Source organism: Ruegeria sp. CI5, assembly GCF_056536885.1.
The window spans coordinates 941,146-967,624 of the sequence record NZ_JBQFQN010000001.1 but is presented as its reverse complement, the minus strand read 5'-3'; the positions used below and the strand labels follow the sequence as shown (position 1 = coordinate 967,624).

21 protein-coding genes are annotated in these 26,479 nt (G+C 61.2%); 6 read left to right on the top strand and 15 right to left on the bottom strand.

Annotated elements, in window-relative coordinates:
* Positions 1 to 17: 17 nt before the first annotated feature.
* The 5 genes from ACR0BA_RS04820 to acs all read right to left on the bottom strand — a co-directional run bounded on the left by ACR0BA_RS04820 (position 18) and on the right by acs (position 6,873).
* Positions 18 to 1,841 (bottom strand): DUF294 nucleotidyltransferase-like domain-containing protein, encoded by a 1,824-nt coding sequence (locus tag ACR0BA_RS04820; protein WP_480726703.1) that lies wholly within the window; start codon positions 1,839 to 1,841, stop codon positions 18 to 20.
* Positions 1,842 to 1,949: 108 nt separating this feature from the next.
* A complete protein-coding gene (locus tag ACR0BA_RS04815; RefSeq protein WP_480726701.1) occupies positions 1,950 to 3,734 on the bottom strand; it encodes a sodium:solute symporter family protein in 1,785 nt (594 codons plus the stop codon).
* A 15-nt stretch (positions 3,735 to 3,749) separates the two neighbouring features.
* Complete coding sequence (locus tag ACR0BA_RS04810; RefSeq protein ID WP_093962930.1) at positions 3,750 to 4,034, bottom strand: DUF4212 domain-containing protein; 285 nt, start codon at positions 4,032 to 4,034, stop codon at positions 3,750 to 3,752.
* Between the two features lie 183 nt (positions 4,035 to 4,217).
* Positions 4,218 to 4,901, bottom strand: a complete 684-nt coding sequence (locus ACR0BA_RS04805; RefSeq protein WP_170339585.1) for an adenylate kinase — start codon at positions 4,899 to 4,901, stop codon at positions 4,218 to 4,220.
* 7 nt (positions 4,902 to 4,908) lie between these two features.
* On the bottom strand, positions 4,909 to 6,873 hold the full coding sequence (gene acs, locus ACR0BA_RS04800) for an acetate--CoA ligase (protein ID WP_480726700.1): 1,965 nt from the start codon (positions 6,871 to 6,873) through the stop codon (positions 4,909 to 4,911).
* Between the two features lie 429 nt (positions 6,874 to 7,302).
* On the opposite strand from acs, the gene ACR0BA_RS04795 reads away from it, so the two are divergent.
* The 3 genes from ACR0BA_RS04795 to ACR0BA_RS04785 are packed head-to-tail and all read left to right on the top strand — an operon-like array spanning position 7,303 to position 10,414.
* A complete protein-coding gene (locus ACR0BA_RS04795) occupies positions 7,303 to 8,319 on the top strand; it encodes a C4-dicarboxylate TRAP transporter substrate-binding protein (RefSeq protein WP_480727462.1) in 1,017 nt (338 codons plus the stop codon).
* A 58-nt stretch (positions 8,320 to 8,377) separates the two neighbouring features.
* The gene (locus tag ACR0BA_RS04790; protein WP_480726698.1) at positions 8,378 to 9,007 is read left to right on the top strand and encodes a TRAP transporter small permease subunit; all 630 of its coding nucleotides are present in this window, start codon (positions 8,378 to 8,380) and stop codon (positions 9,005 to 9,007) included.
* Between the two features lie 3 nt (positions 9,008 to 9,010).
* A complete protein-coding gene (locus ACR0BA_RS04785) occupies positions 9,011 to 10,414 on the top strand; it encodes a TRAP transporter large permease (RefSeq protein WP_480726696.1) in 1,404 nt (467 codons plus the stop codon).
* Positions 10,415 to 10,584: 170 nt separating this feature from the next.
* Here the strand turns inward: ACR0BA_RS04785 and ACR0BA_RS04780 are convergent, their stop codons facing one another.
* The 3 genes from ACR0BA_RS04780 to rocF are packed head-to-tail and all read right to left on the bottom strand — an operon-like array spanning position 10,585 to position 13,476.
* Entirely contained in the window at positions 10,585 to 11,625 is a 1,041-nt protein-coding gene (locus ACR0BA_RS04780; protein ID WP_260065778.1) for an ornithine cyclodeaminase, read from the bottom strand.
* Between the two features lie 10 nt (positions 11,626 to 11,635).
* Positions 11,636 to 12,556: a citrulline utilization hydrolase CtlX gene (gene ctlX, locus ACR0BA_RS04775; RefSeq protein ID WP_480726694.1), complete on the bottom strand. Its 921-nt coding sequence runs from the start codon at positions 12,554 to 12,556 to the stop codon at positions 11,636 to 11,638.
* Positions 12,556 to 13,476, bottom strand: coding sequence for an arginase (gene rocF, locus ACR0BA_RS04770; RefSeq protein ID WP_480726692.1), 921 nt, complete (start codon positions 13,474 to 13,476; stop codon positions 12,556 to 12,558). Before rocF ends, ctlX begins: the two co-directional genes overlap by 1 nt.
* An 86-nt stretch (positions 13,477 to 13,562) precedes the next feature.
* On the opposite strand from rocF, the gene ACR0BA_RS04765 reads away from it, so the two are divergent.
* Positions 13,563 to 13,991 (top strand): Lrp/AsnC family transcriptional regulator, encoded by a 429-nt coding sequence (locus ACR0BA_RS04765; RefSeq protein WP_093961837.1) that lies wholly within the window; start codon positions 13,563 to 13,565, stop codon positions 13,989 to 13,991.
* Between the two features lie 101 nt (positions 13,992 to 14,092).
* Positions 14,093 to 16,702 (top strand): bifunctional lysylphosphatidylglycerol flippase/synthetase MprF, encoded by a 2,610-nt coding sequence (gene mprF / locus ACR0BA_RS04760; protein ID WP_480726690.1) that lies wholly within the window; start codon positions 14,093 to 14,095, stop codon positions 16,700 to 16,702.
* Between the two features lie 3 nt (positions 16,703 to 16,705).
* Here mprF and ACR0BA_RS04755 read toward each other — a convergent pair whose 3' ends face one another.
* The 6 genes from ACR0BA_RS04755 to ACR0BA_RS04730 form a co-directional block, all read right to left on the bottom strand.
* Entirely contained in the window at positions 16,706 to 18,298 is a 1,593-nt protein-coding gene (locus tag ACR0BA_RS04755; protein WP_480726689.1) for an efflux transporter outer membrane subunit, read from the bottom strand.
* 2 nt (positions 18,299 to 18,300) lie between these two features.
* The gene (locus ACR0BA_RS04750; RefSeq protein WP_170357580.1) at positions 18,301 to 19,446 is read right to left on the bottom strand and encodes an HlyD family secretion protein; all 1,146 of its coding nucleotides are present in this window, start codon (positions 19,444 to 19,446) and stop codon (positions 18,301 to 18,303) included.
* A 21-nt stretch (positions 19,447 to 19,467) separates the two neighbouring features.
* Entirely contained in the window at positions 19,468 to 19,827 is a 360-nt protein-coding gene (locus tag ACR0BA_RS04745; RefSeq protein ID WP_480726686.1) for a DUF3302 domain-containing protein, read from the bottom strand.
* A 34-nt stretch (positions 19,828 to 19,861) separates the two neighbouring features.
* Positions 19,862 to 20,431, bottom strand: coding sequence for a disulfide bond formation protein B (locus tag ACR0BA_RS04740; RefSeq protein WP_480726685.1), 570 nt, complete (start codon positions 20,429 to 20,431; stop codon positions 19,862 to 19,864).
* A 12-nt stretch (positions 20,432 to 20,443) separates the two neighbouring features.
* Positions 20,444 to 20,599, bottom strand: a complete 156-nt coding sequence (locus ACR0BA_RS04735; protein ID WP_170339565.1) for a DUF5993 family protein — start codon at positions 20,597 to 20,599, stop codon at positions 20,444 to 20,446.
* Positions 20,600 to 20,709: 110 nt separating this feature from the next.
* Positions 20,710 to 21,471 (bottom strand): DeoR/GlpR family DNA-binding transcription regulator, encoded by a 762-nt coding sequence (locus ACR0BA_RS04730; protein ID WP_170371205.1) that lies wholly within the window; start codon positions 21,469 to 21,471, stop codon positions 20,710 to 20,712.
* Between the two features lie 219 nt (positions 21,472 to 21,690).
* On the opposite strand from ACR0BA_RS04730, the gene glpD reads away from it, so the two are divergent.
* Positions 21,691 to 23,283 carry a glycerol-3-phosphate dehydrogenase gene (gene glpD, locus ACR0BA_RS04725; RefSeq protein ID WP_480726683.1) on the top strand — a complete coding sequence of 531 codons (1,593 nt, stop codon included), beginning with the start codon at positions 21,691 to 21,693 and terminating at the stop codon, positions 23,281 to 23,283.
* Between the two features lie 56 nt (positions 23,284 to 23,339).
* On the opposite strand, the gene ACR0BA_RS04720 is transcribed toward glpD, so the two are convergent.
* On the bottom strand, positions 23,340 to 26,477 hold the full coding sequence (locus ACR0BA_RS04720; protein WP_170357584.1) for an efflux RND transporter permease subunit: 3,138 nt from the start codon (positions 26,475 to 26,477) through the stop codon (positions 23,340 to 23,342).
* Between the last annotated feature and the right edge of the window lie 2 nt (positions 26,478 to 26,479).

Sequence of the window (26,479 nt, the reverse complement as noted above, 5' to 3'; positions counted from 1 at the left end):
TCTTATTGGCCGGAGCCTTACCCCAGCATTCCCTTGCCGTGCCCGACCGCGGATTGCATCGTCTTTACCACGACAAACGCGTCCCGAAGATGACTTCGCTCAAAGTCCGACAATTCAGACGGCGCAAGATAGTTGTCTGGCTTGTCGCCATTCCTGATCTGTTTGACCTGATGGTTCAACCGGGTTTCCGCGATCAGGTCATAGGCATCCATCAGGTCCCGCGCGCCAGACGGGCTGAGCACCCCGGCGGCCTCGGCGGCCTTGAGGCGCGCGCGGGTGTTCACCTCGGTCAATTCACCCTGCAGGCTGTAGACGCGGCCCAGATCGACCACCGGGACCACGCCGTTGTGTTTGAGATCCAGCGTGTTGCGATGCTCGCCCGAGCGGATCGTGGCGATCCCGCGCAGCAGGCCCAGCGGCGGCGTGTGCTTCAGAGAATTCGAAATCATGTGCGCCACGAAGATCGAGTTGGCCCGCGCCGCGCGCAGGGTTTCGGCCTGCAGGTCGGAAAACAGCTCGAACCGGCCGCCGATGGGGCGCAAGTCGAACATGACCGAGGCCAGCATCTGCGCCTCGGGGTTGGGCTTGGCGATCCAGCCGTTGAAATAGTCGCGCCAGACCCGGACCGGCTGCCGCCAGCGCGGATTGGTCGCCATCATGTCGCCGGGGCAATAGAAATACCCGCAGGTATCCAGCCCGTCGGACACGAATTTGGCCAGCGCCTCGAAATAGGGCAGGTCGGCATCGGTGACGCTGTCATCCAGCATCAGGCAATTGTCCTGATCGGACACGCCCGTCTGCTCCTGCCGCCCCTGCGAGCCGCAGGCCAGCCAAAGATAGGGGACGGGCGCCGGGCCGAGTTTCTGCTCGGCCAGCGCCAGCAGCCGGCGCGTCGCGGCGTCAGCGATGTCGGTGATCAGGCGGGTGACGATTTCGTGCCGGTTGCCCGCCGCCACCAGTTGCACCAGCAGGTTCGGGATCTCGGCCGTGACCGCGGCCATCTCGGTCGCCGACCCGGCCTGCGCGATGCGGCCGACCAGCTCGGCCGAGCTGACGGCCTGGAACCGGGTCAGGTCGGTCTGGGTGACCATTCCGACCAGACGCCCACCCTCGGTGATGGGGATATGGCCGATACCGCGTTCCAGCATCGCGTGCAGCACGTCCGAGCCGATGTCGCCGGGCGACAGGGTCAGCGGGTCCGGGGTCATGATCTGTGACACCGGGGTCGTCGGGGGCAGGGCGCCCGCCACGACCTTGCCCGACAGGTCCCGAACCGTGGCAATGCCGCGCAACGCGCCGCGCTGGGTGATGCAGACCGACGAAATGCCCCGGTCGCGCATCAGGCGCGCGGCTTCCTGAACGGTCGTGTCCGGGGTGCAGGTGGCCGGCTTGCGCGCCATCAGAGTCTCGACACGGGTGGTGGCCAGTGATTGCTGTTCAGGTCGCGCGGGGCGGGCCCGGTTGAAGAATTTGGCGACGACGACGTGACGCTGGAGCAGATCGGAAAACAGGTCGGTGGGGATGATCAGCAGAACCGAGGGCGCGTCAGCCGTTGCCGTGGTCACCGCCCGCCCATCGCGCATCAGACCACGCTCGCCAAACGAGTTGCGCAGGCCCAGATGGGATACGACCGCGCCGTTTTCGTCGGTGATCTCGACCTGGCCTTCGTAGATGATGAGCAGGCCGGGCAACTGCGCGCCGCGGTGATAGATGACGGTGCCCTTTGGGATTGCGCGCGCTTCGATCCGGGCTGCGATGTCGGCCAGTTCCTCGACCGGCAGCGCGTCATAGGGGTGTACGGATTTCAGAAACCGGGTGATCTGATCAGGTGAAAGCGCCATGGGGTCGCCCGTCCGCTTGAATGAAAAGCCCCGCCCGGGGTTTAGCCGGGCGGGAAAAGTTGGCCGAGGGAAGCGGCCCGTGATGCATCATCGCGGACCGCATCCGGCTCAGTGATCCTGAGCCGCGCCCGCACCACGGGGAATGCGCACGCTTTCGACCAGATCCTTGATTTCCTGCGGGGTTTCCTTGGTCATGCCGGCCACCACATAGGCGACGCCGAAGTTGACCATGGCGCCGATCGCACCGAACGAGGTCGATTTGATCGGACCTAGCAGCGGGTCTGCATCGGTGAACGAGTTGGTGCCCGGAATGAACAGCCAGCCCTTGTGCAGGAAGATGTAGACCAGGGTGACGGTCAGACCAGCCAGCATGCCCGCGACCGCACCGGTGTTGTTGATGCGGGTCGAGAAGATCCCCATCATCAGCGCCGGGAAGATCGAGGCCGCCGCCAGACCGAAGGCCAACGCGACGGTTTGCGCCGCAAAGCCCGGAGGGTTGAGGCCCAGATAAGTGGCAACCACGATGGCCACGGCCATTGCGATCCGCGCCGCCAGAAGCTCGCCCTTTTCCGAGATGCCCGGGTTGATCGAGCCCTTGATCAGGTCGTGCGACACCGCCGACGAAATCGCCAGCAGCAGGCCCGCAGCGGTCGACAGAGCAGCCGCAAGACCACCGGCCGCGACCAGACCGATCACCCAACCCGGCAGGTTGGCGATTTCGGGGTTGGCCAGAACCAGGATGTCGCGGTTGAACTTGGTCAACTCGTTGCCGACCCAGCCCTTTTCTTCGGCAAGCGCCTGCATGTCGGCGTTCTTGTCGTTGTAGTACTGGATCTTGCCGTCGCCGTTCTTGTCTTCCCAGTCCAGCAGGCCGGTTTTCTGCCAGGTGGCCATCCAGTCATAACGGGCATCGTTGTCGATCTGCTCCAGCGATACAGCGCCGCCTTCGATGCCGCCGTTCGGCCACATCATGTCGGTGATGTTCAGACGAGCCATGGCGCCAACCGCGGGGGCGGTCAGGTACAGCAGCGCAATGAACACAAGCGCCCAACCGGCCGACCAGCGGGCGTCCGACACTTTGGGAACGGTGAAGAAGCGCATGATGACGTGCGGCAGGCCGGCGGTGCCGATCATCAGCGACAGGGTGAACAGAACCATGTTCAGCGTGTTCGAATGATGAGCGGTGTATTCCGCAAAGCCCAGCTCGGCCACGATGGCGTCCAGCTTGGTCAGCAGCGGCTCGCCACCGGCGGTGTCGCCGAACAGGCCCAGGGCCGGGATCGGGTTGCCGGTCAGCTGCAGCGAGATGAAGATCGCCGGAATGGTGTAGGCGGTGATCAGAACGCAGTACTGAGCGACCTGGGTGTAGGTCACGCCCTTCATGCCGCCGAACACGGCATAGGCAAACACGACGCCCGCGCCAATCAACAGACCGGTGGTGTTCGACACTTCCAGAAAGCGGCCAAAGGCCACGCCCACGCCGGTCATTTGGCCGATCACGTAGGTGACCGAGGCTACGATCAGACAGATCACCGCCACGACGCGCGCGGTCTGGCTGTAGAAGCGATCGCCGATGAACTCGGACACGGTGAACTTGCCGAACTTGCGCAAATAGGGAGCAAGCAGAAGCGCCAGCAGCACGTAGCCGCCGGTCCAGCCCATTAGGAACGAGCTGTTGTCATAGCCGGTAAAGGCAATCAGGCCCGCCATCGAGATGAACGAGGCCGCCGACATCCAGTCTGCTGCCGTGGCCATGCCGTTGGTGACCGGGTGAATGCCGCGCCCGGCGGCGTAGAATTCCGATGTGGATCCCGCGCGGGCCCAGATCGCGATGCCGATGTAGAGCGCAAAGGACGCGCCCACAAACAGCAGGTTGATGGTAAACTGATCCATTGTCCCCTGGCTCCCTTATTCTTCTTCGACGCCGTATTCGGCATCCAGTTTGTTCATGCGCCAGGCGTAGAAGAAGATCAGCGCCAGAAAGACCAGGATCGATCCCTGTTGCGCGAACCAGAAGCCCAGGTCGGTGCCGCCGACGGCGATACCCGACAGCAACGGGCGCAGCAGAATGCCGAACCCGAAAGACACCAGCGCCCAGATGATGAGGCTGATGTAGATGAGACGCAGGTTTGCCTGCCAATAGCCCTTGTCGGACTCGGCAGTCTGCGCGGAGTTTGTTGAATTATCCGCCATTGCGGTTTCCTCCTTGGTTCCTCCAGGGCAGCCCGGTGCATTTGTCCTCCGGCGTAGGGCCGCCATTCGATTGCGCCGAGCGCCGCGATGGCGCCAGGCAAAGCTTCTCCGGTCCGCCAGAGCGGTTCCGTTGAAGAAACTCGTGTCGGGGTCAGTGCCCGCTTTTGGGGAGTCCTCTTCCCCTTACCGCATCGCGTCGCCCACGATGCTTTCCAGGCCACGGGCGATCTGATCGATCTGCCCCATGGCATCCAGTTTTCTGAGTACGCCGCGATCCTTGTAGTAGTCGATCAAAGGCGCGGTTTGTTCGTGATAGGCCTCCAGCCGGGACGCCACGGTTTCGGCATTGTCATCGGCGCGGCGGCTGAATTCCGTGCTGCCGCACTTGTCACAAACACCGTCCACCTTCGGCTGCTTGTACTGATCGTGGTAGCCTTCACCGCACATTGCGCAGGTGTAGCGTCCGGCGATCCGGGTGACCATCTCGGCGTCCTCGACCTCGAGGCTGATGGCCGCATTCACCTTCTGCCCGTTTTCGGCCAGCAGCTTGTCCAACGCTTCGGCCTGAACCGTGGTACGGGGAAACCCGTCCAGGATGACACCGCGCGCGCAATCGGGCTCGGCAATGCGATCGCGCAGGATTGCGATGACGATGTCGTCGCTGACCAGGTCGCCGGCTTCCATCACTGCTTTCGCGGCCTTTCCGGCCTCGGTTCCGGCAGCAACCGCGGCGCGCAGCAGGTCGCCCGTGCTGAGTTGCACAAGGCCGAATTTCTGTTCCAGCATTCGCGCCTGTGTGCCCTTCCCGGCGCCCGGAGGGCCGAGAAGGATCAGGACAGCGGGCTTTGTGATTGTTTCAGCCTGCATCACGCCCTCACTTGTTGGCCCGGTTGGCGATCAGATCTTCGACGACGGACGGGTCGGCCAGGGTCGAGGTATCGCCCAGCGAGCCGAAGTCGTTCTCGGCGATCTTGCGCAGAATGCGGCGCATGATCTTGCCCGAACGGGTCTTGGGCAGGCCCGGAGCCCATTGGATCACGTCAGGGCTGGCGATCGGTCCGATTTCTGTCCGGACCCATGTGCGCAGCTCTTTCAGCAATTCATCCGAGGGCTCTCGGTCATTCATCAGGGTGACGTAGCAATAGATGCCTTGGCCCTTGATTTCATGGGGATAACCAACGACGGCCGCTTCGGCGACGGCGGCGTGAGCCACCAGTGCGCTTTCGACTTCGGCGGTACCCATGCGGTGGCCAGACACGTTGATGACGTCATCGACGCGGCCGGTGATCCAGTAATCGCCATCTTCGTCGCGGCGGCAGCCGTCACCGGTGAAGTAATACCCCTTGTAGTCTGAGAAATAGGTCTTCTCGAACCGCTCATGGTCGCCCCATACGGTGCGCATCTGGCCCGGCCAGCTGTCCTTGATGCACAGCACGCCTTCGACCCCGTTGCCGGTGATCTCGACGCCCGACTGCGGATCCAGCACGACGGGTTGAACGCCAAAGAAGGGTTTCATCGCCGAACCGGGCTTGGTCGCATGCGCGGCGGGCAGGGGGGTCATCATGTGGCCGCCGGTCTCTGTCTGCCACCAGGTGTCGACGATCGGGCATTTCCCCTTGCCGACCACCTCATTGTACCAGTTCCAGGCCTCGGGGTTGATGGGTTCGCCCACCGTGCCGAGCGTTTTCAGGGAACTCAGGTCGCATTTTTCTACGAACTCGTTGCCCTGACCCATGAGCGCGCGGATCGCGGTGGGGGCGGTGTAGAACTGGTTGACCTTGTGCTTCTCGCAAACCTGCCAGAACCGCGAGGCGTCGGGATAGGTCGGCACGCCTTCGAACATCAGTGTGGTCGCGCCATTGGCCAGCGGGCCATAGACGATATAGCTGTGGCCGGTGACCCAGCCCACGTCCGCCGTACACCAGTAGATGTCGCCGTCATGATAGTCGAAGGTGATTTCGTGGGTCATCGCGGCATAAACCAGGTAGCCGCCGGTGGTGTGCACCACGCCTTTCGGCTGTCCGGTCGAGCCCGAGGTGTAAAGGATGAACAGCGGATCTTCGGCGTTCATCTCGGCCGGCGCACAATAATCGTCGGCCTCCAGCGCCATTTCGTTGTAGTCGAAGTCGCGCCCGTCGATCCAGGTCGTCTGGCCACCGGTGCGCTTGACCACCAGACACTTTACCGTGTCCTTGCAGTGCAGCAGGGCGGCGTCGGCGTTCGATTTCAGCGGAGTCTTGCGGCCGCCGCGCGGGGCCTCGTCGGCGGTGATGATGACCTTGGCGTCACAACCGTTGACCCGAGCGGCCAACGCGTCGGGCGAGAAGCCGGCAAACACGATCGAGTGGATCGCGCCGATGCGGGCACAGGCGAGCATGGCATAGGCGGCCTCGGGGATCATCGGCAGATAGATAACGACCCGGTCGCCTTTGCGCACGCCCATCGATTCCAGAATGTTCGCCATACGGCAGGTGCGGCGGTGCAGCTCGGCATAGGTGATGTGCTGGGCTTCGTCGTTCGGATCGTCCGGTTCCCAGATGATCGCGGTCTGATCGCCGCGGGTCTTCAGGTGACGGTCCAGACAGTTGGCCGAGACGTTCAGCGTGCCGTCGGCATACCAATTGATCTTGACCGAGCCGAAATCGTAGTTGACGTCCTTGACCTGAGTGTAAGGCTTGATCCAGTCGATCCGCTTGCCATGCTCACCCCAGAATTTCACGGGGTCGTTGACAGATGCCTCGTACATCTGGGTGTATTTTTCGGCATCGACATGAGCGCGGGCGACGGTTTCTGCGGATGGCGGAAATACCTTGGCTTCTGCCTGGGCAGCGGTGGTCATTCTGAGGCTCCTCCCTCTGACTGGACTTCAGGTGGACCGAGTTTGCCCAATTGATTGGCATTGTCGATCCGTTTCCTCCCCGGTCGGGATAATACGCCTTCGAGAAAAGAAAGAAATAAATTGCCGTAATACTTGGATTTGTTTGTAAACAACTTTCCGTTTCAGGGGGAATTTTGTAAATTAGACAGAGTTGAGCTTGCGATAACATGATAAAAAACAATAATTTAAAGACCCAAGAACTGTTAACGGTCCAGGGCGACGTCTTTTCTCCTGTGGGTCGAACGTGTCGGCCTGGCTTTCTGGGCCGTGCAGAAATCACCGCTTGCGCGGGTGTACCATTCGGGCAGCGGGGCTTGGCACGTGTCGATGTTGGCGCTAGCTTGACTCGCAAGCGCCCCGGGAGGGGGTGCACCAATGGGAGAGATCATTATGAACAAGATGTTGAGCGGAGCGGCCATCGCCGCCCTTGGCGTTGCTTTTGTCACCGAGGCGGCTGCGACCGAGTGGAATGCCTCGGTCTGGGGCAAGCGCCGCGCCTTCACCGAACATGTTGAGAAACTGGCCGAACTGGTCAGCGAGAAAACCGATGGCGCGTTCACCATCAACGTCAGCTATGGCGGCCTTTCCAAGCCCAAGGAAAACCTCGACGGCATCGAAATCGGCGCCTTTGAGATGGCCCAGTTCTGCGCTGGTTACCATCGCGACAAGAACCGCGCGATCACCGTTCTGGAACTGCCGTTTCTGGGCGTGAACACACTGGATGAGGAAGTGGCCGTCAGCCACGTGGTCTACGATCACCCTGCGGTCAAGGAAGAGATGGCTCAATGGAACGCTCGTATCCTCATGACCTCGCCGATGCCGCAATACAATCTGGTCGGGACAGGCGAGCCGCGTGACGAACTGGCCGAGTTTGAAGGTATGCGCGTTCGTGCGACCGGGGGTCTTGGCCAAGCGTTCGAGGCCGTTGGTGCCGTTCCGACATCGGTTCCGGCGACCGAAGCCTATAATGCGATGCAGTCCGGTGTCGTGGACACCGTCGCTTTTGCTCAGCACGCGCACCTGTCGTTCGGCACCATCAATGAGGCCGACTGGTGGACCGCGAACCTGAACCCCGGCACGGTGAATTGCCCGGTGGTCGTGAACATCGACGCCTATGAGGCGCTGCCGCCCGAGCACCGTGAGGCGCTGGACAGCTCGATCGACGAAGCGATTGACCACTACCTGACCAACTACGGTGAGCTGCTGAAAAAGTGGGATGGTGTACTCGAAGAAAAGGGCGTTCAGAAAGTCATGATCGATGACTCGGTTCTGGACGAGTTCCGTGCCAAGGCGGCCGACCCGATCCGCGACCAGTGGATTGCCGACATGTCCGCCCAAGGCCTGCCGGCGCAGGATCTTTATGACCTGGTGCAGGCAACGCTGAAGCAGCAGCGCGGCGGCAACTGATAAAAAACAGCCGGGGGCTGAAACGCCCCCGGAATCATCTGGAACAGGGGACAACCGGATGGCAGGACACGCCACGGTATTGGAGGACGGCAGCCTCCTGAGCCGTCTCGACCGGCAATTGCTGCGACTTGAACGATTTCTGGCCCTTCTCAGTGGCATCGCCGTTTTCGGTTTGATGGTGTTGGCTGTTGTGTCCGTCAGCGGACGCAACGCGATCAACGCGCCATTGCCGGGCTATGTCGACTGGATCGAGCAGGCCATGCCTCTGATCGCGTTTCTTGGCATTTCCTACGTTCAGCGGGACGGCGGGCACATCCGCATGGACATCGTGATTGCACGTCTGCACGGGCGCGCAATGTGGTTGTTCGAGCTGATTTCGGTCGTTTTGATCCTGATCCTGATGTTGGCGTTGGTCTGGGGCAGCTGGTCCCATTTCGATCGATCGTTTGATTTCGGCGCACCGATGTGGAGCCGCGACAGCTCGATCGACATCGGTATTCCGATCTGGCCCGCCAAGCTGTTGGCGCCAGTTGCCTTCTCCGTTTTGTGTCTGCGGTTGTGTCTCCAGATCTGGGGGTATGGTCGGGCGTTCCTGTTGGGGCTGGAAACTCCGGTTGCGGTGCCGCTGATCCAGGACGCCGCCGCGCAGGCCGCGGCCGAAGCCGAGCAGTTTGAGAGGCAGGACTGACAAATGGACACGATTGAAATCGGCCTGTGGGTCACGGGCGGCCTGCTGGTTCTTGTCGTCGCGGGCATGCGCGTTGCGTTTGCCGCAGGCCTCGCAGGGTTGGTGGGGCTGGTCTGGATATTCTGGGCCAAGTTCGGATATGACCCGGATCGGTTTGGCAAGGCTTTGACCGTTGCCGTCAAGACGGCGGGGCAGGTGCCGCATTCCAAAGTGGCCTCGCACACGCTCAGCCTGATCCCAACTTTCATCCTGATCGGATACTTGGCCTATTACGCGGGTTTGACCCGGGCTTTGTTCGACGCGGCCAAGCGCTGGGTCGCCTGGGTGCCGGGCGGTTTGGCAGTGTCCACGGTTTTCGCGACGGCTGGCTTTGCAGCCGTGTCAGGCGCGTCGGTGGCGACGTCGGCCGTCTTTGCCCGCATTGCCATCCCCGAGATGCTGGACGTCGGCTACAACAAAAGGTTTGCCGCAGGCGTCGTGGCCGCAGGCGGTACTTTGGCGTCGCTGATCCCACCTTCCGCGATCCTTGTGATCTATGCGATCATCGTTGAGCAGGACGTGGGTAAACTGCTGCTCGCCGGGTTCATCCCAGGTGCGTTTTCAGCGGTGATCTACGGATTGCTGATCATCGGTATCGCGGTTTTCTTCAAAAACGTGGGTCCGCCGGTGCGGGGCTTTACCTGGAAACAGCGCTTTGCCGCGTTGCCCGGTGCGCTACCGATCTTCGCGGTAATCCTGATCATCATCTGTTTTGTCTACAACCCATTCGGTGACAAGGCGTGGGGAACGCCGACCGAGGGCGGCGCAATCGGTGCATTCATCGTATTCTGCTTTGCGCTGTTTCACGGCATGCGCTGGACCGAGCTGAAGTCGGCGTTGCTGGAAACCGCCAAACTGACGGCGATGATCTTCTCGATCATCTGGGGTGTCTTGATCTACGTGCGCTTTCTGGGTTTCGCCGACCTGCCTGGGGCGTTCTCGGATTGGATCACCTCCCTCCATATGTCACCCATGCTGATCCTGATCTGTATCCTGTTGGCCTATGCCGTGCTTGGCATGTTCATGGATGCAATCGGGATGCTGCTGCTGACTCTGCCGGTGGTCTATCCTGCGGTCATGGCCCTGAACGGGGGCGAGGCGGTAAGCGCGGCCGACAGCACATTCGGCATGTCGGGCCCCATGTGCGCGATCTGGTTTGGTATTCTGGTGGTCAAGATGGCCGAGTTCTGTCTGATCACGCCGCCAATCGGCCTGAACTGCTTCGTGGTCGCTGGCGTGCGCCCGGACCTGAGTGTTCAGGATGTGTTCAAGGGCGTGGCCCCGTTCTTCGTCGCTGATGCGGTGACGATTGCGCTGCTGGTCGCGTTTCCGGCGATCGTTCTGTATCTGCCATCGCTTGCCGGCTGAGGTTTTGGGCAATCCAGGCACGGGCTTTGATGCATGGCTCTGCCGCGCGCATAGAAAATTCGGGCGGCACGAAATCTCGGTGCCTAAGTGGACCCAATACCTCAGTGTCGCAAAGACTGAGCGGGGGCAGCGCCCCCATCCGGCCTAACCGCAAAACTGGGCGATACGGCTCACTTGGCCCGCATGAGCATGCCAAACAGGTCGCGCGGATCGTCCGGGTCCGCCAGCATGTCCAGTGGCTCGAAGAACTCGGTTCCCTCGATCGCGCGCTTGACGTAGCGCAGGGCTGAGAAGTCCTCGATCGCGAAACCGACGCTGTCAAACAGAGTGATCTGCCGCTCGTCACGCCGACCTTCGGCCTGACCGGTGATGACCTGCCACATCTCGGTGACCGGGTGGTCGGGGTCCAGAGCTTGAATTTCACCTTCGATCCGGGTCTGCTCGGGGTATTCCACGAAAATGTCGGACCGCAGAAGAATGTCGCGATGCAATTCGGTCTTTCCGGGGCAGTCGCCTCCGATCGCGTTGATGTGCACGCCCGGGCCGACCATGTTGTCGGTCAGGATGGTGGCATATTTCTTGTCGGCGGTGCAGGTGGTGATGATCTGCGCGCCCTCGATCGCCTCTTCGGCCGAGCGGCACGAAACCACCTTCAATCCGGTCCCTTGCAGGTTGGCCGCGCATTTCGCGGTGGCGTCGGGATCGATGTCATAAAGGCGAACGGTAGTGATCCCGCACATGGCCTTGAAGGCCAGGCACTGGAACTCGGACTGTGCGCCATTGCCGATCATTGCCATGGTGGTGGCGTTCTTGGGAGCCAGGTATTTACCGACCAGCGCCGAGGTTGCCGCGGTGCGCAGCGCTGTCAGCATCGTCATCTCGGTCAACAGGGTCGGATACCCGGTGTACACGTCCGCAAGCAGGCCGAATGCGGTGACGGTCTGCAGGCCTTCGGACGTGTTCTTGGGGTGGCCGTTCACATATTTGAACCCATAGGCCTCACCGTCCGAGGTCGGCATCAGTTCGATCACACCATGCGGGGAGTGGGCCGGGATGCGTGGGGTCTTGTCGAAGCTCTCCCACCGTTTGAAGTCGTCCTCGATCTGGGCGGCGATCTCGGTGATCATTCTTTCGACACCGATGTGGTGGATCAGCCGCATCATGTTGTCGACGGATACGAAGGGAACAAGCGCCTTGTCGGAAGGTTGCATGGGGTCTCTCCTAGCGGCGTGACAGGTGGATGCCTGCGATCATGCAGCGCACCGACCCGCCGGCGGTTTCGATGGTGGGAACGGACAGCGGCAGGGGCGTCGCGCTGTCCTGGATGATGTCGATCTGATCAGGGCGCAGCGAGGCCAAAGCCCGGCTGGACAGCGCCAGAACCAGCCCGTCGCGGCCCGTCAGTTCGATGGCGTTTCCGGAAAATTCTGCGATCTGGTCGTGGGTCAGGTCGATCACCGTGCGGCCGGATTCCTCGAGCCGCGCCTTCACGGTCGCGCGCCGCTCGGGGTCGGTGATCATGTCCAGACAGATCAGGGCGTAGTGTGTGCCGATCCCCATCAGAACATTGGTGTGATAGACATCTCGGCCCTGCGCGTCGCGGGCCTCGAAGGCGATGGGCTCATAGTTGAAATGGGTGCAGAACCGTTCCAGCAGCACCGGGTCGGCGCGGTTGGATTTGACGGTATAGGCAATGCGCCCGACGTGATCGAGCACCATCGCACCGGTGCCCTCCAGCGCAAGGTTGTCCTGCTCGAGCCCGGAATAGTCGATCACGTCCTGTACGCGATAGTCGCGTTTCAGCATCTCGATCACATCCATCCGCCGTTCGCGCCGGCGCGAGGGGACGAACATCGGATAGATCGCCACGTGTCCGCCCGGTTGGGTCGAGAACCAGTTGTTCGGAAACACGCTGTCGGGCGTGTCGTTGTCACCGAAATCGTCGAACACATGCACGGTCACGCCGGCGTTGCGCAGTTGCTCGACCGCGCGGTCATGCTCGTCGCGGGCGGCGGCCGAGGTCGCCTCGGCCGAGCGGTTGGCCAGCGTCTGGAACGCATTGTCGTCGCGGGTCTCGGGGTTCGAGGCAAAGGCGTGTGGCCGGATCATGACCACCGCCGAAGGGGCCTGAAGGGAATGCATCAGAAGCTCCGGGTAATGCGGTCGAAGATGCGGCGCCCAAGCAGCGAGGCGGCCAGGTCGACCATCAGTTTCGCGGTACGGCCGCGCTCATCCAGGAAAGGATTCAGCTCGACCAGGTCCAGCGAGCAGACCAGCCCGCTTTCGTGCAGCAGTTCCATGGCCAGATGCGCTTCGCGTTCGGTCGCGCCGCCGGGAACGGTGGTGCCGACGGCCGGCGCGATGGCGGGGTCAAGGAAATCCACGTCCAGCGAGACATGCAGAATGCCGTTTTCGGCGCGGACGCGGTCAAGGAAGGCCATCAGCGGGGCCTTGATGCCGTGTTCGTCGATGCTGCGCATGTCGGCCAGCATGGCGCGGTCTTTCTCCAGCGCGGCGCGCTCGGCCGGATCGACCGAGCGCAGGCCGATCATGCCGACGCGGTCCGTGGGTATCGGAGCATCCAAAGCTGGGAAAGCGTCGAACCCGGGCTGGCCGGTGAAATAGGCGACCGGCGTGCCATGCAGGTTGCCACTGCCGGTGCTGTTGGGCGTGTGGAAATCGCTGTGCGCGTCCAGCCAAAGCACGAACAACGGGCGCCCGATCTGCTGCGCATGGGCGGCCATGCCAGAGACCGTGCCCATCGACAGGGCGTGGTCCCCGCCCATGAAGATCGGCAGACCCTGTTGAGCCGCCTGTTGCGCGACCCGTTTCAAAGCACGCGTCCAACCTACGCATTCGGGTAGGGCAAAGAGGTGATCATGTTGCGGCATGTCGACAGAGTCCGGGCGGGTGTCGCCAAAGTCTGTGACCGTGTGCCCGAGGTCGGACAGAGCCTCGGCGATTCCGGCCACCCGGTACGCGTCGGGTCCCATCCGGCAACCCTGTCGCCGCTTGCCGACGTCCATGCCGGCACCAACGAGAATGACTGATTTGGTATCCATACGTTCATTTAGCGGTGCAATGCGGGTTGCGTGAAGGAGGCAAAATGCTCAAAATGAAATCCGAAAATCCAAAATGGAAACATGGAATGGACGATCTGGACAGCCGCTTGCTCAGCGCCCTTCACCGAGACGCTCGCGCGTCCCTGTCAGAGCTTGCAGAAGTGTTGGGTGTAACGCGAACGACCGTGCGCAGCCGGCTGCAGCGACTCAAGCAATCGGGTGAGATTGTGGGCTTTACTGTCCTGACCCGTCGGGACGTCGCGCAAAGCCCGGTGCGCGGGCTGATGATGCTGGAAATCGAAGGGCGCGGGACCGAGCGCATCATGGCCCGGATCGCTGCGATGCGGCAGGTGCGGGCGGTGCATTCCACCAATGGCGGATGGGACCTGATCGCCGAGATCGGGACCGAGACCCTGGCCGAACTGGACGAGGTTCTGTTCCAAATCCGCCGCATCGAAGGTGTCACCAGATCCGAGACCAATCTGCTTCTGTCCACCCGAAAAGGCCGCTTTTGAACCGCCCGCCATTCACCGGCGCGGCATAGCTTTGAATACCAAACGATTTGTGCAAGAGTTTTCCCGCAGGCTTGATCAAGCCCATGGGCAGGGAAATCAATATGAGCACAGCAGACCCAGGCGAAAACTCGCGGGCGGAAATCCTGATTGCCCGGGTGACCGGTCTGTTGGAGCAGCCGATCGTCAGGTTGGCGATACCTGTTGTGATAACGCTGATCGCGTTGACGGTGCTGCACGACCTGTCGAGCCATGTGAAATGGTCGGACGTTCAATCTGACATTGCCGGAACACCCTGGCGGGTGATGTTCCTTGCCGTGTTCTGGACGGCTTTCAGTTTTCTGTCTCTGTCCTTCTATGACGTCTTCGCCGTGCAGAGCGTGGCGGGGGGAACGGTCCCCCTTCGCATCGCGGCCATGGCTGGTGCCAGCGGCTATGCGGTGTCGAATTGCCTTGGTTTTTCGTACATCACGGGCACGGCGATCCGCTATCGGATCTATGCGTCGCTGGGGTTGGATCTGGGACGGGTCGCGGGCGTGATCGCCACATCATGGGTGGCCTTCTGGATGGGCCTTATCCTGATCCTCGGCGGAATGATGACGCTTCATCCGGACGGGATCGCCCAAGCGCTGCCGATCAGTGGAACGCTTGAAACGGTCATCGGGGTTGCCCTGCTGGTCGGTCTACTGGTTCTGTTTGTATGGCTGGCCAAAGGCGGGCGTCGGCTGGCCTTTGGCGGAGTGGGATTTGACCTGCCCGGAGGCAAGTTGGCCAGCCTTTTGACACTGGCCGCAATCGGGGATCTGTTCGGCGCGTCGATGGCTCTTTATGTTCTGATGCCCGACGATCTAGGCGTCGGTTATCCGTATTTCTTCACCATCTATATCTGCGCAATCGCAGTTGGGATTCTCAGCCATGCGCCGGGCGGAATCGGTGTGTTCGAAGCCACTTTGATCGCAGGGCTGGGGGCCTCGGGTCGGTCGGACGTGATTGCCGCCTTGCTGCTCTACCGGGTAGTCTACACGTTTTTGCCATTTGCCATCGCAAGCCTGTCGATCGCCGTCGCTTCGGCGCTGGCACACCGGCATCACATCAGCGGCGCGGCTACTTGGTTCTATCGGGCCGTCCGGCCAATCGTGCCGATGGTGGCTGCCGGTATCGCGGCAGTGGCCGGTGTGGTTCTTCTGGTGTCCGGCACCTTGCCTGCCAGCTCGACGAAGCTGGGGATCCTGCGCGAGTTTCTGCCCCTGTCCTTCGTCGAGGCATCGCATCTGGCCGGAAGCGCCATTGGCGTTCTGCTGCTGCTTGTGGCGCGGGGGCTGTACCGCAAGCTCTACCGGGCATGGATCGTTGCCATGATCCTGATGCTGGCCGGGTTCTTCGCGTCGCTGGCCAAGGGGCTGGATACGCATGAGGCCATCGGAATGCTTGCAGCCATCGGTTTGTTGGCCCTGTTTCGGGGGGCTTTCTACCGGGTCAGCGGCGCATCCATCTTCCGACTGAACATTCCCTGGCTGGTCAGTCTGATCGCGTTGCTGGCGGTGATCTTCTGGATCGGGTTGTTCGCCTATTCCCATGTCGAATACGAAAACGCGTTGTGGTGGGAGTTTGCATGGAATGGCGATGCCTCGCGGTTCCTGCGCTCCAGCATGGTGGTGGCGGTCATCGTCGGGGTGGTGGCCGTGAACTCGTTGTTCGGACGTACGATCCCCCCACGTCACCGCACCGAGATCCCTGCGGCGGTCGGACGTCTGGCGCTGGCCAGCGAAGACACCGAGGCGCAGATCAGCCTGACCGGCGACAAGCAGTTCCTGATCGCGCCAGATGAAAGCGCCTTTCTGGCCTATGCCGATTCCGGCAACGCGTTGATCAGCAAGGGCGAGCCTGTCGGTGATGAGGCCGCCGGCCAGCAACTGATTTGGCAGTTGCGCGAAATGGCCGATGCCGAAGGCAAGCTCTGCGCTTTTTACAGCGTGTCCACCAAGTACCTGCCTACGTTTCTGGACCTCGGGTTGTCGATCCTCAAGATCGGTGAAGTCGCCCGCGTTCCGCTGAAGGACTTCACGCTGGACGGCAAATCCCGCAAGCGGTTCCGTCAGGCCCGGAACCGGGCCGAGCGTGAAGGATATGTCTTCGAGATCATTCCCAAAGAACAGCTAGCACCAGTCCTGCCCGAGCTGCGCCAGATCTCGGATCACTGGCTGGAAGGCAAGGCGGGCGCGGAAAAGGGTTTTGCCCTGGGCGGGTTCGACGAGCAGTATTTGTCCTATTTCGATCATGCGGTTCTGAAGAACGGCGAAACAGGCAAGATCGTGGCTTTTGCCAACCTGTTTCAGGGCGGCAACAAGTCGGAATTGTCGCTGGATCTGATGCGGTACGAGCCCGACTGCCCCAGCTTTGTCATGGACGCTCTGTTCGCCGAGATGATGAACTGGGGCGCCGGCCAAGGGTTTCATTGGTTCTCATTGGGGGCCGCGCCGTTTTCCGGGATCGAGAACCGGCAACTCGCCTCGCTCTGGAACCGGATCGGCGGCTTCGTGTACGAGCACGGCGAGCAGTTCTATCACTTCGAGGGTCTGCGCGCCTTCAAGCAGAAGTTCGACCCGGAGTGGAGCCCCAACTATCTTGCCAGCCCAGGCGGTCTGGCCGCGCCGCGCATCCTTTACGAGGTGAACATCCTGATCTCTGGAGGCCTGACGGGCCTGACGAAATAGCGCCTAGTTCAGACTCGCCCGTGTAGGGTCCTGCTGCAGCAGGTCACCCCAATCGGTGCGATAGGACATCTCGGCCAGTACGGTTTCCGGCAGGAATTCCTGGTTCTGACGGATCTGCCAGCCCCCGCCCAGCCCCTTGTAGACCGCGACCAGGTTCGACGACACCTGCTGGCGCGCCTCGATCAGGTTGGCTTGCGAGCGCAGAAGCGCTGTCTGCGTGTTCAGCACGCGGGAATAGTCTGCGATGCCGTCGCGATACTGGCTGACGGCAATGTCGGCGGCCTTGCTCGCTGCGTCGACGCTGCGTTGGTAGAACGTCACCTGCTTGCGCGCCTGGGCATAGGCAACCATGGCGCTTTCGACCTCGGAATAGGCGGTCAGCACGGTGTTCTGATAGTTGGCGATCAGCGCCTGATAGGCGGCGTCCTGCGCGCGCACGTTGTTTTTGATCCGCCCATAGTTCAGAACGTTCCAGACCACGCCGGCGCTGGCCAGACCCGTGGTACTGTTCGAGCTGAACAGGTCGCGCCCGCCCGACGCCTGCAGGCCGATCGAGCCCGACAGGATGAACTGCGGATACAGGTCCGCCATGGCAATGCCCACCTGCGCCGATTGCGTGGCTGCGGCCAGTTCTGCGGCGCGAACGTCGGGGCGGCGGCGCAGCAGTTCGGCCGGAACACCGACGGCGACGTTCGATCTTGCTGACGGGATCCGCCCGGACGTTCCCAGAAGGCCGGTCATGCGCGACGGTGTCGTGCCCAACAGAACCGCCAGCGCGTTCTTGGCCTGCTGCAGATCGCTTTCCAGCGTCGGCACCAGCGCCTTGGTGTTGTTCAGCAGGGCGGTGGATTCCTGCACATCCAATTCCGTCGTCACACCATTGTTGAACCGCAACTGGGTCAGATCATTGGCTTCCTGCTGCAGCTTGATGTTCTCGCGCGCGACGGCCAGCGACTCCTGCAGGGCGCGGATGTTGATGTACAGCGCGGCCACATCGCCCGTCAGCGTCACCAGCGCATCGTCATAGTTGGCGACCTGTAGCGCCAGGTTCGATCGCGCCGCCTGCACGCCGCGCCGCTGCGCGCCCCAGACGTCCAGTTCCCACTGGGCGTCAAATCCCACCTGCGACGTCGAAAACTCGGTATCCAGCGGAATGATCCGGTTGATATCGGCAATGGGACCGAGGTTGTCGCTGATCCGGCGCCGCTCCAATGATCCGCCCACGGCCTGAGATTGCGGATAGAGCTCGCCGAAGGCGATGCCCAGTTGCGCGCGGGCCTGCAACACGCGCGCGCCTGCGACCTGAAGCGTCAGGTTCTGGGCATAGGCCTCGGCCACCAGCTTGTTCAGGGTCGGATCATTGAAGCTCTGCCACCATTTGACCACGGGGGCGCTGCGTGATGTCAGACCGCTGGCCTGGCTGGCGCTGGGGCTGTTGGCCTCCATCCACTGTTTCACGACCGGCGAGTTGGGGCGCACGAAATCCGGCCCGACCGGGGTGCATGCAAACAGCAACGCGGCGCTCAGCGCGGTGCCAACTAACATGCGGCGGCGGTTTCGTGGCCTGCGCGGATGGTCCGGGTTCATGTGTGTCATGCTCAGATATCCAACGGTCGGATGAAGTTGGCGAAGGAATAGAGGCGGATGTTAATGCGGCGCAGAAACTCGAAGCTTGTGCCTTGCCCGGTATAGATGGCCACGGCCGCGTGCCCGCCAGCGGGGAAGGTATGCCCTTCGGGGACGTCGACTGAAACCTGCACCGCGATGCGCCCGGGAATTTTAGGCAGCTCGAACCCCGGCAGGCGGCCAGAAGGCAGGTATTGCCCCTGCCGGGTGGCCCACCAGATGGCCTCGACCCTGCCGGTCAGAATTTCACCCGGGTACAGGTCCAGCGCGACCTCGACAGGCTGACCGGGTTCGACGAATTTCAGGTTCTGCTGGCGGTATGTGGCCAGGATATAGGGCGAATCCTCAGTCACGAAGCTGGCGATGGCCCCAAGTCGGATATCACCGACCACAAGGCCGGGACGGGCCTGTTGCGAGACGATCATACCGTTCTCAGGAGCGTAGATCGTTGTATTGTCGAGGAAATACTGTGCTTCGGCCAGCTGCGCCTTGGCCTGAAGGATACCGGTGTTCACTCCGTCGATCTGTGATTCCTGCGCAAGTTGCGCCTTTCTTAGATTGGCCTCAGCCTGTTTGACCGCAGCCTGATCTTCGGTCACTTGTTCGTTCCAGCGATCCAGCTCGTCCTGACGCGCACCCCCGGCAGGCACCAGGTTTTCATAGCGCGCCTTCTGCGTCATCGCATAAGCCAGCTGGGCATTGGCGCGCTCCACCGCCTCGGTCGAGGCGATCACGTCCTGTTCAAGGATTTTGGCGTTCTGCTCCGCAGCCACCAGTTGGGCCTGCGCGTTCTCGACGGCCAGCTTGAACACCGTGTCATCAAACCGGTACAGCGGATCACCCTTGGTGATGGGCGTGTTGGGTTCGACCAATACCTCGGTCAGGATGGTCGGTTGGGTCAGTTTCGGGACGATCTGGATGGTGGACCGCACTACGTGGCTGTCGATCGAGAAGGGTTGGAAGAACCGGAGCGCGACTAGGAAGATCAACAGCAGATGGGCGCCGACCCAGAACGACACGATCCCCCAGACAATGTTGAACTTGAGCCATTGTGCTTTGAAGAAAATGAACCAGACAAAAATGATGTAGAAAAGCGTGATGCCGAGGGCGACGAACATAGTGGTGGATTTCCTTCGGCGTCAGGTTTTCTGTGGGTCGTCTGCAGCAGGGGCCCGGTACTCGTCCTTGACCTGCCCGCCAAGGCGCTCGATCTCCTTGCGGATCGCTTCGCGCTCGCCCTCGGGCAAGCGGCGGATGTCCACGGTCATGCCATCATGGTAGGCCCAGATAAAGGCGTGCACCCAGGGGATGATCGCCAGAAACCCCATCCATCCCATCAGTTTGACGGCTTCGGCATGGGGGTGGTTCCGTTTGATTGCGATGCGGCCGGGCAGGCCCATGATGAACAGAAACAAGGCCATGACCGCCGCCAGCAGCAGGACCAGTGCTACGAATGTCAGGTAGTCATAATAGCCCAGCGGCTGCCCCAGTAGTCCCATCGTCGCGCCTCCTGTCTGGACGGTTGCCCCATCCTCAGTTGTTGGTGTCCAGTTCGTCAATCAATTTGTAGCTGGTCGGCGGGTCGGCGCAGATGCCCGGACCGCATTCCAACAGCGTCGAACCGGCGTTCAGCACCGCAAGACCCAGCATGATGAAGAACGCGACCTTTGCCAATGTGCTGCCGCCAAAGCGTGGTTCCGCGCGCGTGTCCGAGACATACTGTTTCTCGAACATCAGCATGATGGCGGTGCCCAACAGGATCAGAAAAAAGCAGATGGCAGCCCAGGTATAGTAGTGCAGGCCCAACACCGGAGAGCCATAGTGCCCGGTTCCCGGCACGATGTGCAGAAGGATCTGCCGCACCGACACGCTGCCGCCGTAGAGGGCCGCAATCAGCATGATCGCATAGTGTTGGGGCCGCGGGCCATAAAGCAGGTTCAGGCCCAGACCAACACCAACCGCAACGAAGCCAACTCGCTGCAACAGGCAGAGCGGGCAGGGCAGTTCGTACAGCTTGAGCTGGTAGACATAGGCCAGCAGCAGAACAAGGCCGACGGCCAGCATTCCCAGGGCATTCAGAGTACGGGACAGTTCAGGTGTCATGATCGTCCCTTTCTACAACTGAATTGTCAGTTGGCTGGTGGCGTGAAACTTGAGCCAATAGACGCTCAACGCCAGCGTGAGAAAGAAAACCACGTTTCCGGCTTTTGTCCGTCCAAAGTAATTCAGCGCCATAACGGCTGTAAGTAACGCAAATAAAAGCGCGATCATGGCTCGGTCCTCCCCTCCCGTGCAACGATTGCAATGGTGGTGATACTGTCAGGCCCGCTGCCATCTGGCAAGTTTTGGGATCGTCCGTTCGCCTTAAGTGCGAGCGAAGCCTAGCCGCACACCGCCAATTGGGTCTGCCATTCGCGGCAGCGCGCCGCCAGTTCGGATGTGACGGGAGCGTCTGTGTAGAACGTGTCGATTTCGGACAATGACGTGATGCGGGCCGGGGCCGACCGCTGGAACTTCGAGTGGTCTGCAACAAGGCTGGTATGCCGCGCCTGCGCGATGATTGTCTGGCTGACGTTCACTTCCTGAAAATCGAAATCCAGCAGATCGCCTTCGCTATCCAACGCAGAACACCCTATGACCGCGTAGTCAAACTTGAACTGACGAATGGTCGAGACAGTCAGATTTCCGATCAGGCCCCCATCTGATCGGCGCAGAACACCACCAGCGACCACGATCTCGCATTCAGGGTTTTCGACCAGAATGTTGGCCACGTTCATATTGTTGGTCACGACCATCAGGTTCTTGTGGGTCAGAAGTTGCCGCGCCACGGCCTCGGTCGAGGTGCCGATATTCATGAACACCGATGCTCCGTCCGGAATGTCGGCGGCACACCGTTTGGCAATGCGTTTCTTGGCTTCGTCGTTCAGTCCGCGGCGGTCTTCGTAACCGATATTCGAAACGCCCGACCTCAGAACCGCGCCGCCGTGAACGCGGTCCAGCATCCCGGAATCGGACAGTTCCGACAGGTCCCGACGAATGGTCTGGACGGTGACATTGAACCGCTCGGCCAGATCCTCGACCGCGACACGTCCGTTTTGCTTGGCAAGGCTCAGGATGTCGGATTGGCGAAAGGACAGGGACATATTCGGCTCCGCGGGTGTGGCTCTGTTCGTTTTTGTTCTTTTTGTACATCGAGCGCAAGCGTTATGTTTTCTTGACTGGGTGCCAAAGAAGATAGAAGTGAACGACAATTAAGTTGCACGAGATGCGACAAAGCGAATAAAAACGAAAATCGAAATTGACTAAACGAGTGTCGGTCGCGTTAATGCGCGCGACCCTTTTGCAAATGGAATCATCAGACCATGGAACAGTCGGACACTCAGATCACCGATCTTTTCATCATCGGTGGCGGCATCAATGGCTGCGGCATCGCGCGCGACGCCGCAGGGCGCGGGTTGAGCGTCACGCTCGCCGAGATGAACGATCTGGCCTCGGCCACTTCGTCAGCCTCGACCAAGCTGTTTCACGGAGGGCTGCGCTATCTGGAGTATTTCGAGTTCCGTCTGGTCCGCGAGGCCCTGATCGAACGTGAAACGCTTTTGCGTGCCATGCCGCATATCAGTTGGCCGATGCGGTTCGTTCTGCCTTATCACCCGGACATGCGGTTTGACTCTGAAACGCCCACGTCGCGCCTGTTGGGGGCGGTCATGCCGTGGATGAAGGGGCGGCGGCCTGCCTGGCTGATCCGTTTGGGGCTGTTCATGTATGACAACCTGGGCGGCCGGAAGATCCTGCCGGGAACAAGTTCATTGAACCTGCGCACGGCGCCCGAGGGTGCGCCGCTGAAGGACAAGTTCGAAACCGCGTATGAGTATTCCGATTGCTGGGTCGAGGATTCAAGGCTGGTGATCTTGAACGCACGCGATGCAGAGGCACGCGGCGCGCGGATCTTGGTGGGCACCAAGGTTCTGTCGGCCGAACGCAGCGAAGATGTCTGGCGGATCACCGTGCAGGATTGCGAAAGCGGCGAAACCCGTGAACTGCGCGCGCGGATGCTGATCAATGCGGGCGGGCCGTGGGTTGGAGACATCATCCGGACCAAGATCCGTTCGAACTCACGCGAGGGCGTGCGGCTGGTGCGCGGCAGCCATATCGTGACGCCGCGCCTCTACGACCATGATAAATGCTACTTCTTCCAAGGTGAGGACGGGCGCATCATCTTCGCCATTCCCTATGAGCAGGACTTCACTCTGATCGGGACCACTGATCAGGACCACCCCGATCCGTCCGAGCCGCCCGTCTGCACCGAGGCCGAGCAGGATTATCTGTGCGCCTTCGCGTCCAAATACTTCAAGAAGCCGGTCTCGCGTGACGAAATTGTCTGGACCTATTCCGGTGTTCGCCCGCTGTATGATGATGGCGCGCAAAGCGCCACGGCCGCCACGCGGGACTACACATTGAAAGTGGACGCCGAGGGAGGTGCGCCGGTCCTCAACGTGTTTGGTGGCAAGATCACAACCTTTCGCCGCCTTGCCGAAAGCGCGATGGAGAAGGTGGCCGAGCACTTCCCAGACCTGTCTGGCCCTTGGACTGCGGGAGTTGCTCTGCCGGGCGGGGATTTCCCGGTCGACGGGGTAGAGGCATTGGTTGCCGGGTTGAAGGCCGACTACGGGTTCCTCACCGACAAATGGGCGCACCGTCTGGTACATGCGTACGGAACCGAAGCACGCATCATCCTCGGGAACGCGGTCCAGGCCGATGATCTGGGCGTCGATTTTGGCGCGACCCTGACCGAGCGTGAGCTCGAATGGCTGATCGACAAGGAATATGCCCGTACAGCGCAGGATGTGATCTGGCGTCGAAACAAACTGGGACTGCGCCTGAAACCCGAGCAGGTTGAGCAGATCGAGGCCTGGATGCAGAAGCGTCGTCAGCAACAACGGAAAACCGCTTAATTACCCACCAAAGAAAAACGCCCCGCGGATGTCGCGGGGCGTTTCTTTTTTCTCGGTCAGGCCGCCTTTTCGGAGGGGTCGGGATCCTTGTTCGTGCCCTTGATCCACTCTCGCATGCTCTGCATCACCGCATAGAGGACCGGCACCAGGATCACCCCGAACAGGGTCGCGGCGAGCATCCCGCCAAATACGGCCACACCAATCGCCTTCTGGCTGGCGGCACCAGCACCGCTGGCTGCCAGCAGGGGCACAACGCCCAGCAGGAAGGACAGCGCGGTCATCATGACGGCCCGGAAACGCTGATGCGCGGCCTCGGCGGCAGCGTCCTTGACAGACAGACCCTTGGCCCTCTGCTCCATCGCGAATTCCACGATCAGGATACCGTTCTTTGACGCAAGCCCCACCAGCATGATCATCCCGATCTGCGTGTACAGGTTGATGTCACTGCCCACGATCGCCACCGCCGCAACCGCGCCGAACAGGGCTACGATCACCGACAGCAGGATCGAGACCGGCATCGTCCAGCTTTCGTATTGTCCGACCAGGAACAAATACCCGAATAGGATCGCCAGCCCCAGGATCACCACGACCAGCCCGCCGGATGCCAGCTGTTGTTGGGCGGTTCCGGTCCATTCAAAGGCATATCCCGGGGGCAGGGCGGTCGCCGACTCTTCTGTCATCACGGTGATTGCGTCACCGGTCGACAGACCCTCTGCCGGAACCGCCGTCACCGTCGCGGAACGGAACAGGTTGTGGCGTTTCAACAGAACCGGGCCAAGCACGTTTTCGACGTCGATGAGCGTTCCCAGCGGGACCATCTCACCGGTGTTCGAGCGGACGTACAGGTTCGAGATGTCCTCGACATTGTCACGATACGACCCTTCGGCTTGGATCATCACGCGATAGACGCGACCGAACAAGTTGAAGTCGTTCACATAGTACGAGCCAAGCTGAGCCTGCATGGTCTGGAAGATTTCGGCGACCGATACGTTCAGAGTTTTTGCCTTTTCCCGATCCAGATCCACGAACAGCTGCGGGACGTTGGCCCGGAAAGTCGTGTAGGCTTGGCCGATTTCAGGCCGCTGGTTGGCCGCGTAGACAAAGGATCCCACGGCCGAGGCCAGATCCTGCGGCGAGCCGCCTCCGGTTTGCTGAACCTCCATTTCGACGCCCGCCGACATGCCAAGACCTTGGATCGGCGGCGGGTTGAATGCGACGATCGAGGCGGCGGATTCGCCGTTGGCGATGGCCAGTACCTTCTGCAGGATGGCGTCCGCCGTCAGATCCTCGTCTTGCCGTTCGTCCCAGTTGTCGAGGTTGACGAACACTGCCGCACCGTTGGTGATGGTTCCGTTCAGCAGTGAGAAACCGTTGATCAGAACGGTATTCGCCACGCCCGGGATCTCGCGGATCTGGTCATCCACGCGTTTGGATACCGCCTCGGTTCTCTCCAGTGTGGCCGCGTCGGGCAATTGGATGTCCACGAAAAGATAGCCGTTGTCTTCAAGCGGCAGGAACCCGCTGGAGGTGTTCGACATGATAGTCACGCCGCCAAAGGCAAAGCCCGCGATGATCCCGAGCGAGACCACGGGGACGATCAGCAGCTTGCGCACGATGGACACATAACCTGCGCGCATCGTCCCGATGAATTTCTCGAACACCGCCAGCAGACCCTTGGGCGGGCCTGAACGCGCCTGAAGGACCAAACCGCACAGCGCTGGCGACAAGGTCAGCGCATTGATGGACGAGATGACGACGGCGGTCGAGATCGTAACCGCGAACTGTGAATACAGCCGCCCCGAGATACCGGGCATGAAGGTCACGGGGACGAAGACGGCCAGCAGAACCAGAGTTGTCGCAATGACGGGGCCAGTAATCTGCCCCATGGCCTTGCGGGTCGCCTCAGCCGGCGGCAGGCCTTCCTCGGCGATGATCCGTTCCACGTTCTCGACGACCACAATCGCGTCGTCAACCACGATCCCGATGGCCAGCACGAGTGCAAAAAGCGAGATTGTGTTCAGCGACATCCCGAACAGCAGCAGGAACGCAAATGTCCCGATCAATGAGACCGGAATCGCCACGGCCGGAATGATGGTCGCCCGCCAACTGCCCAAGAAGATGAACACGACCGAGATCACCAGAATGAAGGTCAGGATCAGCGTCGACACCACGTCGTTCAGCGACTGTTCGACGAAGTCCGTAGTATTGAACGGAACCGCATACTCCACATCGGTCGGGAACGACCGTGAAAGACGCTCCAGTTCGGCTTCGACGCGGTCGGACACGGCCAGCGCGTTGGCGCCCGGCGCTTGGTAGATGCCGATTACCGTCGCCGGAACGGCCTGAAAATAGCCTGATGCGGCATAATATTCCGCCCCCAGTTCGACGCGCGCGATGTCACGGACCCGCACGATGGACCCAGCATCGCCGGTCCGAATGACGATATCGCCAAACTCTTTGGCCGATGTCAGGCGGCCTTTGGTCTTGATCGTGTACTGAAAGGTCTGGCCTTCAGGCACCGGCGGGGCGCCGATCGAGCCAGCGGAAACCTCGATGTTCTGTTCGCGAATGGCCGAGATCACGTCACCCGGCGTGATGGAAAGGGCGGCCATCTTGTCGGGATCCATCCAGATCCGCATCGCGTATTCCAGGTTGGTCAGAACGTCGGCCTTGCCCACGCCCTGCACCCGTGCCAGCGCATCCTTGAGGTTGATCGACGCGTAGTTCGACAGGAACACGCTGTCATAGGTGCCGTTGGGCGAGGTCAGGGTGACCAGCAACAGCATGTTGGTCGACGCTTTCTGCGTCACCACCCCCGACGAGGTGACTTCGGTCGGCAGCGAGGACATGGCCTGCGCCACACGGTTCTGCACATTGACCGATGCGATGTCGGGGTCGGTGCCCACCTCGAACGTGATGTTCAGCGAATACGAGCCGTTGTCCGAGGATGTGGACGTCATGTAGATCATGTCATCCACGCCGTTGACCTGCGCTTCGATCGGCGCGGCAACCGTGTTTTCAACGGTTTCGGCGTTAGCGCCAGTGTACGTCGTCGTGACGCTGACCACCGGCGGGGTAATGTCCGGGAATTGGGCAACCGGCAGGACCATGTAGCCGATCGCCCCCATGATTGTCAGCACAAGCGAGATCACAAGTGCCAGCTTGGGCCGGCTGATGAACAGGGCGGAAAACATCA